12 protein-coding genes, 2 tRNA genes and 1 pseudogene are annotated in these 13651 nt (G+C 61.3%); 5 read left to right on the plus strand and 10 right to left on the minus strand.

The window, feature by feature from the left end:
- Positions 1-16 precede the first annotated feature (16 nt).
- Both U2H20_RS01970 and U2H20_RS01975 read left to right on the plus strand, forming a co-directional pair.
- Positions 17-931, plus strand: coding sequence for a DMT family transporter (locus U2H20_RS01970; RefSeq protein WP_430592841.1), 915 nt, complete (start codon positions 17-19; stop codon positions 929-931).
- Positions 932-981: 50 nt separating this feature from the next.
- Positions 982-2217 carry a glycosyltransferase gene (locus U2H20_RS01975; protein WP_430592842.1) on the plus strand — a complete coding sequence of 412 codons (1236 nt, stop codon included), beginning with the start codon at positions 982-984 and terminating at the stop codon, positions 2215-2217.
- Positions 2218-2257: 40 nt separating this feature from the next.
- On the opposite strand, the gene U2H20_RS01980 is transcribed toward U2H20_RS01975, so the two are convergent.
- Positions 2258-2331, minus strand: a tRNA-Ile gene (locus tag U2H20_RS01980).
- 156 nt (positions 2332-2487) lie between these two features.
- On the opposite strand from U2H20_RS01980, the gene U2H20_RS01985 reads away from it, so the two are divergent.
- On the plus strand, positions 2488-2988 hold the full coding sequence (locus tag U2H20_RS01985) for a DUF3145 domain-containing protein (RefSeq protein WP_430592843.1): 501 nt from the start codon (positions 2488-2490) through the stop codon (positions 2986-2988).
- Positions 2989-3103: 115 nt separating this feature from the next.
- On the opposite strand, the gene fabF is transcribed toward U2H20_RS01985, so the two are convergent.
- The 6 genes and pseudogenes from fabF to aceE form a co-directional block, all read right to left on the minus strand.
- Positions 3104-4333, minus strand: a complete 1230-nt coding sequence (gene fabF, locus U2H20_RS01990) for a beta-ketoacyl-ACP synthase II (protein WP_430592844.1) — start codon at positions 4331-4333, stop codon at positions 3104-3106.
- Positions 4334-4399: 66 nt separating this feature from the next.
- A complete protein-coding gene (locus U2H20_RS01995; protein ID WP_430592845.1) occupies positions 4400-4648 on the minus strand; it encodes an acyl carrier protein in 249 nt (82 codons plus the stop codon).
- Positions 4649-4683: 35 nt separating this feature from the next.
- Positions 4684-5685, minus strand: coding sequence for a beta-ketoacyl-ACP synthase III (locus U2H20_RS02000; protein ID WP_430592846.1), 1002 nt, complete (start codon positions 5683-5685; stop codon positions 4684-4686).
- Positions 5682-6596 carry an ACP S-malonyltransferase gene (locus U2H20_RS02005; protein WP_430592847.1) on the minus strand — a complete coding sequence of 305 codons (915 nt, stop codon included), beginning with the start codon at positions 6594-6596 and terminating at the stop codon, positions 5682-5684. Before U2H20_RS02005 ends, U2H20_RS02000 begins: the two co-directional genes overlap by 4 nt.
- A gap of 27 nt (positions 6597-6623) precedes the next feature.
- Positions 6624-7807, minus strand: a pseudogene (locus U2H20_RS02010) (PucR family transcriptional regulator).
- A 5-nt stretch (positions 7808-7812) separates the two neighbouring features.
- Positions 7813-10533: a pyruvate dehydrogenase (acetyl-transferring), homodimeric type gene (aceE, locus tag U2H20_RS02015; RefSeq protein ID WP_430592848.1), complete on the minus strand. Its 2721-nt coding sequence runs from the start codon at positions 10531-10533 to the stop codon at positions 7813-7815.
- A 161-nt stretch (positions 10534-10694) separates the two neighbouring features.
- Between aceE and U2H20_RS02020 the strand changes: the two genes are divergently transcribed.
- The gene (locus U2H20_RS02020; RefSeq protein WP_430592849.1) at positions 10695-11159 is read left to right on the plus strand and encodes a peroxiredoxin; all 465 of its coding nucleotides are present in this window, start codon (positions 10695-10697) and stop codon (positions 11157-11159) included.
- An 18-nt stretch (positions 11160-11177) separates the two neighbouring features.
- Positions 11178-11250, plus strand: a tRNA-Val gene (locus U2H20_RS02025).
- Positions 11251-11322: 72 nt separating this feature from the next.
- On the opposite strand, the gene U2H20_RS02030 is transcribed toward U2H20_RS02025, so the two are convergent.
- The 3 genes from U2H20_RS02030 to U2H20_RS02040 are packed head-to-tail and all read right to left on the minus strand — an operon-like array spanning position 11323 to position 13512.
- Entirely contained in the window at positions 11323-12078 is a 756-nt protein-coding gene (locus tag U2H20_RS02030) for an alpha/beta fold hydrolase (RefSeq protein WP_430592850.1), read from the minus strand.
- Positions 12075-12902, minus strand: a complete 828-nt coding sequence (locus tag U2H20_RS02035) for an amino acid ABC transporter ATP-binding protein (protein WP_430592851.1) — start codon at positions 12900-12902, stop codon at positions 12075-12077. The genes U2H20_RS02030 and U2H20_RS02035 overlap by 4 nt, the downstream gene beginning before the upstream one ends.
- On the minus strand, positions 12889-13512 hold the full coding sequence (locus U2H20_RS02040; RefSeq protein WP_430593570.1) for an amino acid ABC transporter permease: 624 nt from the start codon (positions 13510-13512) through the stop codon (positions 12889-12891). Before U2H20_RS02040 ends, U2H20_RS02035 begins: the two co-directional genes overlap by 14 nt.
- Positions 13513-13651: the final 139 nt, after the last annotated feature.

A 13651-nucleotide genomic window follows, 5' to 3' on the forward strand; every position in this document is an offset into this window, starting at 1 on the left:
GGGTTAGGCTCATCAGGTGCTTCTTGCAGGGTTTCCAGACATCAGCGAAATTTCGCTGACTCCACTCCAGGCGCTCGGTATCCCGATCGCACTTGTCGGAGCAGTGTTTCTCTCTCTTGGAGCCCAGTTCCAGCATCGTGGGGTCGATGGCGTGCAGGGGAGCGCGGTCAAGACGGGCGCGAGCCTCGGCCTGAAAAATCTCTTGCAACTGCTTCGCCGACCCTCCTGGGTGATCGGCACGATCATGCTCGGCCTCGCGGTGGTGTTCCAACTCACCTCGCTCAGTTTCGCTCCGCTCATCGTGGTGCAGCCGCTTGGTGCGGTTGCGCTCGTCATCACCGCAGTTGTGAACTCTCGTGTCGCAAAGATCAAACTCGATTCGGCGAGCGTGAAGTCGATCGCGTACTGCCTGTTCGGTATCGGAGTCTTCGTCACGGTCGCCGCGATGTACGCCGTCGAGCGACCGATTCGCGATAACCAGCTCGGGACCGTGCTCGCACTGTTGGTCGTGGCTGGCGTTGGACTCGCCGTGGCATGGTTCTTCTTCCGAACTCGGGCGAATGCGGTGTTCTACGTGGCTGCAGCCGGCGGTTTGTATGGATTCGTGGTGACGCTCGCGAAGGTGGTCCTGAACCGCATAACGTCGGGGAATTTCGAGTGGTTGACCGTGCTGTGTATCGTGGCTCTTATTGCGACGGCGCTTCTCGGTGGTTACTTCGTGCAACTGGCCTACGCCTCGGGTCCCCCTGACCTGGTGATTGCTGGCCTGACCGTCATCGATCCACTTGTTGCAGTGTTGATCGGTGTCACCGTGCTCGGCGAGGCAGCGCAGACCCCGCCTTGGGCGCTCATCGTGTTCGCAGGCGCCGGTGCTCTTGCGATCTTCGGAGTGTTCCAAATCGCGAAACACCACCCACAACTGAAAGCGTAGAACCTGCTTCGACAATTGTCGGAGCATCACGATCTGAAGGAGAACGACGCGTGAATGAGTCGCTAGCGCGCCCAATGCGAATTCTGATTGCATGTGACACCTTTGCGCCCGATGTCAACGGGAGTGCCAAGTTCTCGACTTCGCTCGCCGCTGGTCTCACGAAACGCGGTCATGAGGTGCACGTCGTTGCAAGCGCCCTCGGACGTGGAAAACAAGGCACGCACGTTGAGGAGCACGAGGGGGCGCGGTTTACCGTCCACCGTCTTCGATCGATCCGCTACCCGGGTCACGATTGGCTGCGCTTCGCCGAGCCATGGCGCGCTCGCAATAACGCTGCGAGCCTGCTCGACGCCTTGCAACCCGATGTCGTGCACTTCCAATCGCACATCATTCTCGGGCGCGCGTTCTCTTTTGAAGCAGCCAAGCGCGGTATTCGCCTGGTCGGCACCAACCACATCATGTTCGAGAACCTGATGGACCACTCGCTGATTCCTGCGCCCCTGCAATCGGGAACGGTGACGCAGCTCTGGAGGGACGCGGGCCGAATTTTCGAGCGCTGCGATGTCGTGACGACGCCGACGAAGCGGAGTGCCCGGTTCCTCGAGCAGCGCACCGGTATTCAACGCGTGCACGCCGTCTCCTGCGGCATCAACGCTGACGATTACACAGTCAGTGATGCTCGGCAACGTGGAACGGTGACCTTCGTGGGTCGTGTCACGAGCGAGAAGAACATCGACGTGCTCGTTCGAGCGTTTGCGAAGCTTCCGAAAGATCTGGCGAAACGCCTCGAGATCGTAGGGACCGGCGACCTTATCGAGTCCCTCGGCAAGCTCGCAGTGGAACTCGGTATCGGCGATCGCGTCAACCTGACCGGCTACGTCACCAATGAAGAGCTCCGTGCGATCCTGACGCGCTCCGAGGTGTTCGGTATGCCATCGACCGCCGAACTGCAGAGCATCGCAACCATGGAGGCGATGGCCTCTGGATTGCCCGTTGTTGCTGCAGATGCGATGGCGCTCCCGCACCTGGTCTACGACAACGAAAACGGATATCTGTTCACGCCGGGCGATGTGGACGACCTCGCGACCAAACTGCAGCGAGTACTCGAATCGAGCGACGCGGAGTACGAGCGGATGCAGCGCAGGAGTCTTGCCTTGGTTTCTCCGCACGACATCGCGACGACACTCTCGACGTTCGAGGCGATCTACCGCGGCGAAGACGTCGAGGATCCGAGCACGGAGGTCACGTTCGCAGACAGTGGAGAAACCGAGGGTTCGACCCACTAATCGGCGCTGCTAATCGACGCTGCTTTGCCAGGCGTCCCGGTAGGGCGGACGGGACTTGAACCCGTGACCGACGAATTATGAGTTCGCTGCTCTAACCAGCTGAGCTACCGCCCCGTGGCGCGAACGCCTCCAGAATCCTACCGGTGGTTTCTTCGACGCTTGCGCAGTCATATGAATCACACGGTTGTTGTTTCTGAGATTCTCACGCATACTGAAGTCGAGTCTTTGTTCGAACGATGGGGAAGTCGTACCGAACAGAAGGAGACTCGCATGGCGACAGTTGCTCGTGGCGTGATCTACATTCACTCCGCAAAACAGGCAGTGTGCCCACACTTGGAGTGGGCTATTGGTCGCGCCCTCGGAACAGCCAGTGCCGTCACGTGGCAGCCGCAGGAGGCGCTTCCAGGCACCCAACGTGCGGAGCTGTACTGGGAGGCAAAGCCCGGTTCCGGTGCGCACATTGCGAGCGCCCTCCGAGGTTGGGACGATGTCCGCTTCGAAGTCACTGAAGACCCCGGCCTCGGCCGAGACGGCGGTCGCTGGATGCACACTCCATCGCTGGGAACGTTCTACGCGCAGACCGACACGATCGGAAATATGGTGATCCCTGAGGATCGCGTTCGCTACGCGATCGAGATCGCCGGCGACGACCTCGGAGAACTCCGCCGTGAACTCGCGGTTGCTCTCGGAAGCGCCTGGGACGAAGAACTCGAGACTTTCCGTCACGCGAGCGACAATGCTGCAGTGGTTTGGCTGCACAAGACGGGCTGAGTAGAAGCCTCGCCTCGCGAGACCGGATATAAGAACCGAGGGCCCAGCTGAACACAGCTGGGCCCTTGAAACGTTTCGTGCCGAATCATCGCTCTCGCGGTGTCGGCCCGAGGAGTTAGCTTGCAGACTTGAACGCCGCGACCGCGTTGTGCCCGCCAAATCCGAAGGAATTGCTGATCGCAACGGTCTCCGCTGGCAGCTCGCGCGGCGTGGTCGGAACGTCGAGCGGAATCTCTGGATCCTGCGAGGACAGGTTGATTGTCGGGGGAGCGACACGGTGGTGCAACGCGAGCACCGTGAACAATGCTTCGAGTGCTCCGGCGCCACCAAGCAGGTGACCGGTCGAAGCTTTCGTTGCGGAGACGACGATCGAATCGAGATCGTCACCGAAGGTGCGGCGGAGGGCCGTGTACTCGGCGATGTCGCCAACCGGGGTGCTCGTCGCGTGCGCGTTGATGTGCGACACGTCGCTGAGGGCATGTCCGGCCTCCGAGAGCGCCGTGATCATTGCGCGTGCTGCTCCTGAACCCTCGGGGTCTGGTGCAGTGATGTGGTACGCGTCGGAAGTCACTGCACCGCCGAGTACTTCGGCGTAGATCTTCGCGCCGCGAGCCTTCGCGTGCTCTTCAGTTTCGAGCACGAGCGCTGCCGCGCCCTCGCCGAGAACGAAGCCATCGCGAGAGATGTCGTAGGGACGAGAGGCCGTAGCGGGGTCGTCGTTGCGCTTCGAGAGCGCCTGCATCGCCGCAAAGGACGCGATGGGAAGTGGGTGAATCGCCGCTTCCGAACCACCGGCGATAACGACGTCCGCGTACCCGCGACGGATGTTCTCGACCGCGTTCGCGATTGATTCGGTGCTCGATGCGCACGCGGAGACAACAGTGCGAATACCGGCACGAGCGCCGAGGCTCATTCCGATTGCCGCAGCCGGTCCGTTCGGCATCAGCATCGGGACCGTCATGGGGAGCACGCGACGAGCGCCTTTTTCACGGAGGGTGTCCCACGCGTCGAGGAGTGTCCACACCCCACCGATACCAGTCGCCCAGTCGACGCCGAATCGTTCGGGTTCGATCTCTGGTGCGCCGGCGTCAGCCCATGCTTCTCGCGCGGCCGTCAGTGCGAACTGACTGGAAGGGTCGAGTCGCTTTGTCTCGACGCGTTCCAGCACATCTGCGCTCGGAACGCGCGCCGTTGCGGCGAATCGTACGGGGAGATCTGCGGCCCATTCCTGCGGAAGCGCACGGGCACCCGACTCTCCAGCGAGCAGGTTCTCCCATGATTCCGGGGCGGTGCCGCCGATGGGTGAGGTTGCGCCGATGCCGGTAACAACAATCTTCGTAGCCATATCCATCTCTCAAAACTTCAGCACCGGCGCGACTGCTCAGCAGTCGCGCCGGTGGAATGTCAAACGTTATGCCTGAGCGTTCACGATGTAGGTGACTGCATCCTGAACCGTCTTGAGGTTCTTCGTCTCCTCATCGGGGATCGTCACCTCAAACTTCTCTTCGGCGTTCACGATGATGGTCATCATCGAAATCGAGTCGATGTCGAGGTCGTCGCTGAACGACTTGTCGAGCTGCACGTTGTCGACTGCGATACCCGTCTCGTCGTTGACGATCTCAGCGAGTCCGGCGAGGACCTCGTCCTGGGTCAGTGCCATGGATGTTCTCCTTCTCTGTTTGAAGCGTGTTAAGCCTACGGCAGGACAACGACTTGAGCGCCGTAGACAAGCCCAGCGCCGAAGCCGATTTGTAGTGCAAGACCTCCAGAAAGTTCTGGCTGGTCGATGAGCAACTGGTGCATCGCGAGCGGAATGGATGCCGCACTCGTGTTCCCGGTTGTCTCGATGTCCCTCGCAATTGCGACCTGCTCGGGAAGTTTCAACTGTTTTGCGAACTCGTCGATGATTCGCATGTTCGCCTGGTGCGGAATGAACGCGGCCAGATCATCGACCGTGATCCCAGCGGTTTCGAGAGCGCGTCGTGCGACCTTCGCCATCTCCCACACTGCCCATCGGAACACGGTGGGGCCATCCTGGCGCAATGTCGGCCATGCGGCACCGCTGTCGCGCATTGCTGCGGTCGGCGATGTCATGTTGATGGTGTCCCACTTGCTGCCATCCGAACCCCACACCGGCGCGCTGATGCCTGGCGTCTCGCTTCGGCCGATGACGACGGCACCTGCGCCGTCGCCAAGCAGGAAGGAGATGGAGCGGTCGGTCGGATCGACGATTTCACTGAGCTTTTCAGCGCCGACAACGAGCACGTATTCGGCAACGCCCGCACGAACGAGTGCGTCACCCTGCGCGACACCGTAGGAATATCCTGCGCACGCAGCGCTGATATCGAAAGCGGGGGCTGGCGTCGCACCGAGACGATCGGTGAGGAGCGCCGCCATCGAAGGAGTCGGAACGGAGTTGCTGATCGTCGAAACGATTACGGCACCAATTTGAGAGGGCTCGATACCGGCTCGCTCGATCGCTTCACGGGCCGCGGTCTCGGCCAGGTCGACGGCGTGAATGTCTTTCGAGGCGCGTTTCCGAGTGATGATCCCTGTGCGCTGGCGAATCCACTCGTCTGAGGAGTCGATCGGACCGACGAGGTCATCGTTGGGAACGACGAGGTCGCCGCGTGCTGCTCCAACACTCAGGATCCGGGAGTATCCGGTGCTGAGTGGAGTATTCAGTGTTGGGCTCATGCTGCTTCCTGGAGGAGTTCGAGGGCTGAAGACAAATCTTCGGGGGTCTTAATTGCAACGCTCGGCACCCCTCGGAGTCCGCGCTTGGCGAGTCCGACGAGCGCACCTGCAGGCGCAAGCTCGATGATGCCGGTGACGTTCGCATCCGCGAACGCCTCCATGCACAGGTCCCAACGAACGGGACTCTCAACTTGGCCGACGATGAGGTCGAGGTACTCGCTTCCAGAGCGGATGAGTGTGCCGTCATTGTTGGTCCAGAGCGGCGCCTTCGGGTCGCTCGGCGAGACGGTCGAGACGGCGGCACGAAGAGGCGCGACCGCTGCCGACATGAACGAGGTGTGGAATGCGCCGGCGGTCTGCAAACGGATGACCCGGACACCCTTAGGTGCGGCTTCGATGAGCGATTCGATCCCAGCGACTGGACCGGCTACGACGATCTGTCCGCCACCGTTGTAGTTGGCCGGGGCGACATTGTGCTCGGCAAACAAGGGAAGGAGCACTGACTCGTCACCACCGAGGACAGCGGCCATTCCCGTCGGTGTCTCGGCCGCTGCGGTAGCCATCGCTTCGGACCGGACCGCAACGAGCTGCATCGCCTCGTTCGCTGAGAGCACGCCGGCACCGACTGCAGCGGTGAGTTCGCCAACCGAGTGGCCGGCAAAACCGACGGCACGGTCGAAAGTGCTGCCGAGCGCCTCGAGCGTCAGAATGCCGGCCGCAACGATCAGCGGCTGCGCGACCCGAGTGTCCCGGATCGTGTCGGCGTCGCTCGTCGTACCGTGGGCGAGGAGGTCGATGCCCGCATGGTCCGACAACTCGACGAGTCGATCGCGTGCGCTTGGCTCTGCGATCCAGGGTTCGAGAAATCCTGGTGTTTGAGAACCTTGGCCAGGGGCGGCAATGATGATCACAGCATTAATCCTGTCAGTTTGTGAATATCAGTGAGTGAATGCGCTCGAGTTCGGACGATCGTGTCCGCTCATGGATCCGATGATGAGGGCCGCGTGCAAGGCAAGTGATTCGCGTGCGCCCGTTGCATCGAGGCCGATGATTTCGCTCACGCGCTTCAAGCGATAGCGCACAGTGTTCGGGTGTACGAAGAGTTCGCGCGCTGTGGCCTCGAGGGAGCGGCCGCTGTCGAGGTACGCCCAGAGTGTGGTGAGGAGGTCCGCCGAGTGCTCTCCGAGCGGAATCCATACCCGTGACACAAGGGCCGCTCGAGCGTTCGGGTCACCGGCGAGAGCACGTTCGGGCAGGAGCGCGTCGGCCTGCACCGGTCGGGGTGCTCCTCGCCATGCACGCGCGACTGCGAATCCAGAGAGCGCAGCTTTCGCGCTGTGCGATGCTTCGACGATACTCGGGACCGTTGGTCCGAGTACGACGTGTCCCGGTCCGAAGCAGTCGTCGAGCTTCTGCACCAGTTCGCTGAACGTCTGCGTGCGTTCGGCGGAATCCTCACGGGGCACTCGTCCTATGACAACGACGAGCCTGGCGCCCTGTACACCGACCAAGACGTCGGCGTCGTTCTTCCGCGCGATTCGACGCAGAATGTCGACGTCGAGTTGTCGTGGCGAGGCTCCAACGACGACCGCGACCTCGCCGTGTCCGTGCCAGCCGAGAGCGGCGCTACGGGACGGCATCTCTTCGTCATACTCGCCCGTCAGAATTGAGTCGACGACGAGTGCTTCAAGACGCGCGTCCCAGAGGCCGCGGGACTCGGCGGCGCGAGCGTACACATCTGCCGCGGTGAAGGCAATGTCGCGCGAGTACAGCAGAATCGCCTCGCGCATTGACTCGTCTTCCGCGCGGACGCGTCGTTCAACGACTTCAACGACCACACGAATGAGCTGCAGTGTCTGCTGCAGGCTGATCGAGCGGAGCAATTCGCGTGGCGCGACCCCGAACACATCCGATGCAATCCATGCGGTTGTGCTGGGGTCGTCGTACCACTGCACGAACGACGAGATTCCGGCTTGTGCCACGAGCCCGACCGAGCTCCTCCGCGAAGGAGGCATGTCTCGATACCAGGGCAGCGTGTCGTCAAGCTGCTTGAGAACCGTCGTGGAAAGTTCCCCCAGATTCGCCGCAGCCAAGCAAGCTGCTGCGCTTTCGAGCGAGCCATTCGTTCTACGACTCTCCACCAGCGTTGCCGGAGATGCCCGCGTTCACATCGTGGAGCGAGTAGCGCTCGATAGCCTGCTGCACAGTGCCGAGTGGAACTCGGCCCTGGCGCGCGAGTGCTTCGAGTGCGCGCACGACCATCGAGTGGCTGTCGATCGTGAAGTAGCGACGTGCAGCCGCCCGAGTGTCGGAGAACCCGAAGTCGTCAGCACCGAGCGTCAAGTAGTCGCCGGGAACCCATTCGCGGATCTGGTCAGCAACTGCGTGCATGTAGTCGCTCGTTGCAATGAACGGACCTTCAGCGTCGCCGAGCTTGTGCGTGATGTAGGGCACCTTGCTCTCAGCGTGCGGGTTCATGAAGTTGTGCTGATCAGCAGCGAGTGCATCACGACGCAATTCAGACCAGGAGGTCACGCTCCAGACATCTGCGGCAATGCCCCAGTCCTCGAGCAGCAACTCTTGCGCGTGGATTGCCCACGGCAGACCGACACCCGAAGCGAGCAGCTGGACTCGCATACCGTCGTGCTCGCTCTCGCTGACACGGTGGATTCCCTTCAGGATTCCCTCGACGTCAACGTTCTCGGGCTCCGCGGGCTGCACGTATGGCTCGTTGTAGACCGTCAGGTAGTACATGACGTTCTCTGCATCTTCGCCGTACATGCGTCGGATTCCGTCACGCATAATGTGTGCGATCTCGTAACCGTATGCGGGATCGTAGGCGACCATCGCCGGGTTCGTGCTCGCGAGCAGCGGCGAGTGTCCATCCGCGTGCTGCAAGCCTTCACCGGTGAGGGTGGTCCGGCCCGCAGTCGCACCGATGATGAACCCGCGGGCCATCTGGTCGGCGGCCGCCCACATTGCGTCGCCGGTTCGCTGGAATCCGAACATCGAGTAGAACACGTAGATCGGGATCAGTGGTTCGCCGTGTGTGGCGTACGAGGTTCCGACAGCCGTGAACGCCGCCATGGCGCCCGCCTCATTGATGCCGACGTGCAGGATCTGACCGTCTGGGGCTTCACGGTATTTCAGCAGCAGGTCGCGGTCGACCGAGATGTAGTTCTGGCCGTGCGGGTTGTAGATCTTGTTCGACGGGAAGAAGGCGTCGATACCGAAGGTGCGAGCCTCGTCGGGGATGATCGGCACGATGCGATTGCCGAACCCGTCAACGCGGAGCAGGTCCTTGAGCAGACGAACGAACGCCATGGTCGTCGCGATCTCCTGCTTGCCGCTGCCTTTCTTCGGCAGGGCGTAGGCCTTGTCGTCGGGGAGCGGGATGACCGTCGACTTCGTGCGGCGCTCGGGGAGGTAGCCGCCGAGTTCACGACGGCGCTCCTGCATGTACTTGATCGCTGGGTCGTCCTGGCCCGGGTGGTAGTACGGCGCGTTGTACGGGTCAGCCTCGAGCTGGCTGTCCTCGATCGGAATGCCGAGGTGATCGCGGAAGGCCTTGAGGTCTTCGAGCGACATCTTCTTCATCTGGTGCGTTGCGTTGCGAGCCTCGAAGGTCTTGCCGAGGCCGTAACCCTTCACCGTCTTCGCGAGGATCACGGTCGGCTTGCCGTTGGACTCCGTGGCAGCCTTGTACGCGGCGTAGACCTTGCGGTAGTCGTGGCCACCGCGCTTCATCTTCCAGATGTCGTCGTCGCTCATCTCGGAGACGAGCTTGAGCGTGCGCTCATCGCGGCCGAAGAAGTGCTCGCGGACGAAGGCGCCATCTTCCGACTTGTAGGTCTGGTAGTCGCCGTCCGGGGTCTGGTTCATGAGGTTGACGAGCGAACCGTCGCTGTCGCGTTCGAGCAGCGAGTCCCATTCGCGTCCCCAAACGACCTTGATGACATTCCAGCCGGCGCCACGGAAGAAGCTCTCGAGCTCCTGAACGATCTTTCCGTTTCCGCGTACTGGACCATCGAGGCGCTGGAGGTTGCAGTTGACGACGAAGGTCAGGTTGTCGAGGTTGTCGTTGGCAGCGAGCTGCAATGCGCCGCGGCTTTCGACCTCGTCGAGCTCGCCGTCACCGAGGAAAGCCCAGACGCGCGAATCGCTCCGGTCGGCGATGCCGCGGTTGGTCACGTACTTGTTGAGTTGCGCCTGGTAGATCGCATTGATCGGTCCGAGACCCATCGACACGGTCGGGAATTCCCAGAACTCGTTCATGAGACGCGGGTGCGGGTAGGACGAGAGTCCACCGCCCGCGTGTGACTTCTCTTGGCGGAACCCGTTCAGCTGGTTCTCCGAGAGGCGTCCTTCGAGGAACGCGCGGGCGTACATGCCGGGGGAGGCGTGACCCTGGAAGAAGATCTGGTCGCCACCGCCCGGGTGGTCCTTCCCGCGGAAGAAGTGGTTGAGCCCGATTTCGTACAGGGTCGCGCTCGAAGCATAGGTCGAGATGTGTCCTCCGACGCCAACGCCTGGACGCTGGGCACGGTGCACGAGCATTGCCGCGTTCCAGCGCATCCACTTGCGGTAGGTGCGCTCGAGGGCTTCGTCACCAGGGAATTCTGGTTCATCGCCGGGGGCGATCGTGTTGATGTAATCCGTCGTTGGAATCATCGGAACGCCGAGCTGGAGATCTTTCGATCGTTTCAACAGGCTCAGCATGATTTCCCGTCCACGTTCCGCACCGTGGGTTGCGACGAGGGCGCTCAGTGACTCTTGCCACTCAGCTGTTTCCTCGGGGTCGGCATCCTGGTTGTGCGCCGAGTAGGGATCTTGGTCGTTCACGGTCACCGCTGACACTCCTAGAGCTCTAATTGCGGGTGCCGAGGTTGTGCCTCGCACCGGTTCCTCCGCTCCACTCTAGTGCGCCTGGGAGTGGGCTTGCGGCACGTCCGTTCTAGAATGGCTCGAGTTGCTTTCATGAGGTCCGCAACGTGACGAGGAATCAAGAGATGACCCATTCCATTGGAGCGATCGCTCCAGACTTTTCGCTCCCGAATCAATACGGCGAAACCGTCTCGCTGAGTGAACTCCTTGACAAAAAGCCGGTGGTCCTCGTCTTCTTTCCACTCGCTTTCACCGGGATCTGCACCGGTGAACTCTGCGAATTGCGCGACAACCTCGAGCTATTCGCTCACGCTGATGTCGAGCTCGTCGCGATTTCAGTCGATTCGAAAGGTGCCCTTCGAGCCTTTGCCGAGTCGGAAGGCTATGACTTCATGTTCTTGAGCGACTTTTGGCCGCACGGAGCAGTCGCGGATGCCTACGGTGTGTTTTTGCAGGATCGGGGAACGGCAGGACGAGCGACCTTCGTCATCGATCAAGACCGGACGATCCACGCGAAGTTCGAAACAGCACCGGGCCAGGCTCGGGATTTTGCGAGCTACGAATCGGCATTACGTAGTTTGAGGAAATAGCGCTACGATCTTCTTCGCGGGCCTTTAGCTCAGCTGGTAGAGCGCCACGTTTACACCGTGGATGTCATCGGTTCGATCCCGGTAGGGCCCACCGCAAAACCCCGAGTTCACCTGAACTCGGGGTTTTTTGGTCGAAAATCCTGCAGATTCTGGCAGGTCAGGTTCACGGCGCAGGCGGCCCGGTTCGTTCGAGCCACACATCGAGTTCCTCGTGCAATGTCGAGGAACTCTGCAACCAACTGCCGTGCGAAGTGTCTGGGAGCGAAACTCGGGTTGCGGCGGGAAACTGTGCAGCAACCTTCGACATCGCCTGCTGCAACACCTTCGGTTCTTTCTCACCCGAGATCAGCAGTACACGATTTGCATCGATGGCCTCAATGGAGCCGAGTATTCGTGCTGCGTCGCATGAGAAGTTCTCTCGCATGATCGCAAGAAAGCTTGCTCGGCTGAGTGCGCGGGAGATTTTGAGATAGTCGCTCAGCATCTCCTGCGAGAGAAACATCGCTGCCGCCTGCTTTCGAGCGAAGTTCTCCTGCTTTGACAGCGGAAAGCTGAGCATCGCGAGCGGCGCCATCATCCGGATCGCAGGGACAGGGGTGAGCACTGAACTCACGACGATCAAACGATCAACCTGCCGAGGGAAGAGCGCTGCGAGGTGCACCGCGACTTGCCCACCGAGGGAGAATCCGAGCACCGTCACCGGTTCGCCTCGTTGTTCCAACCCGATCTCTTCCGCGACCGCACGCGCTGCGGCCGCTGTCGTCGTGAAGTCCGAGGTTCTCGCCGGATCGTGCCCGGGGAGCGTTGGAGTGACGACCTCGAAGCGGTCAGCGAAGTGCGCACGTTGCGCAGCCCACATCCACGGACCGACACCACCGCCGTGGAGCAGCACGAGAAGCGGTTTCCGAGCGGGGGTCATCGATTCAGGTCGTTGTCGTCGCGGGGGTCGTCACGGACAAAGGGGTTCAAGAGTCGGTGAAGAAAGCGAGCGGTTCGTGCTTCTCGCGGCGCCGTGAACACATCGCGCGGATCGCCTTCTTCGACGACCACGCCGCCGTCAAGGAACAGAACGTGATCGGCGACTTCCTGGGCGAAGGCGAGCTCGTGGGTGACGACGACCATCGTCCATCCCTCGTCAGCGAGTTGTTGCATCACGCGAAGGACCTCACCAACCAACTCCGGATCGAGAGCGCTCGTCGGCTCGTCGAAGAGGAGCATCTTGGGCTGGAGCGCGAGCGCTCTGACGATCCCGAGACGCTGTTGCTGCCCGCCTGAGAGCGCGTGCGGGTACTCGTCTCGTTTGTCGGCGAGACCCACACGATCGAGCAGAGCCTCCGCCTCGGCGATGACCGTTCCTCGGGGGCGACCCTGCACTTTGATCGGACCTTCGATGATATTTTCCAGCGCGGTGAAGTGTGGGAAAAGGTTGTGCTGCTGGAACACCATTGCCGAAAGATCACGCAGCTTTGCCCGTTCGCTCTGTTTCGGATTCTTGGCGAAATCGAGTTCGAGACCTACCGAGGGTGCAGCGATCACACCTGCGTCGGGCGTCTCGAGGCCGTTCAGCGATCGCAGGACCGTCGTCTTGCCTGAGCCGGACGGGCCGATGAGAGCAACGACTCGACCAGGGGTGAGGTCGAAGTCGATCCCTCGAAGCACCTCGTTGTCGCCGAACGATTTTCTGAGACCGCGCACTTGGAGCAGCGGTTCGGCATTGTTGGAGAAGAAGTTACTTTGCGACATTACGTTCCAGCCTCTTCTCGACGCGGTTCTGACCCCATGACAATACGAGACAGATCACCCAGTAGATCACTGCGGCCGTCAAATACAACACCATGAACTTTCGGCTCGGCGCTGCGATCTCCTGCGCCTTTCGAAAGAGTTCCGTAACAAGAATCAACGATGCGAGCGAGGTGTCTTTGACAAGGCTGATGAAGGTGTTCGAAAGCGGCGGCACCGAGACGCGAGCAGCTTGCGGCAGAATCACGCGACGAAGCGTCAATGATCGGCTCATTCCGATCATGTGAGCAGCCTCCCATTGCCCTTTCGGTACCGACAAGATCGCGGCACGAATGACCTCGGCGGCATAACCACCCACATTGAGGGAGAACGCGACGATTGCACTGGGCCACGGATCGATGAGCAATCCGAGTGAGGGCAGTCCGTAGAAGATCACGAAGAGCTGCACGAGCAGCGGTGTACCTCGAATAATCGAGATGTACCCGCGTGCGAATCCCTGCAGCAGGCGATTCTTCGAGATGCGGGCGAGCGCGATGAGCAGCGCGATGACGAGTCCGATGGCGAATGATGCGAGCGCGAGCGGGATCGTGCCTCGGAGTGCTTCCAGCGTCATGGGCCACACGGAGTTCAACGCGAGCTCGAGGTCTGCGTACTCCGGCGGGAGCGTGATGACAAACACGGCGATATTCCCTTTTCAGGTCGATCAAGAATGAAGGACGGCGCCGCGCGATCCAGCGGGCGCCGTCCTTCGT

Origin of the sequence: Humidisolicoccus flavus (genome assembly GCF_045689595.1) — a bacterium.
Classification (GTDB): Bacteria; Actinomycetota; Actinomycetes; order Actinomycetales; family Microbacteriaceae; genus Humidisolicoccus; species Humidisolicoccus flavus.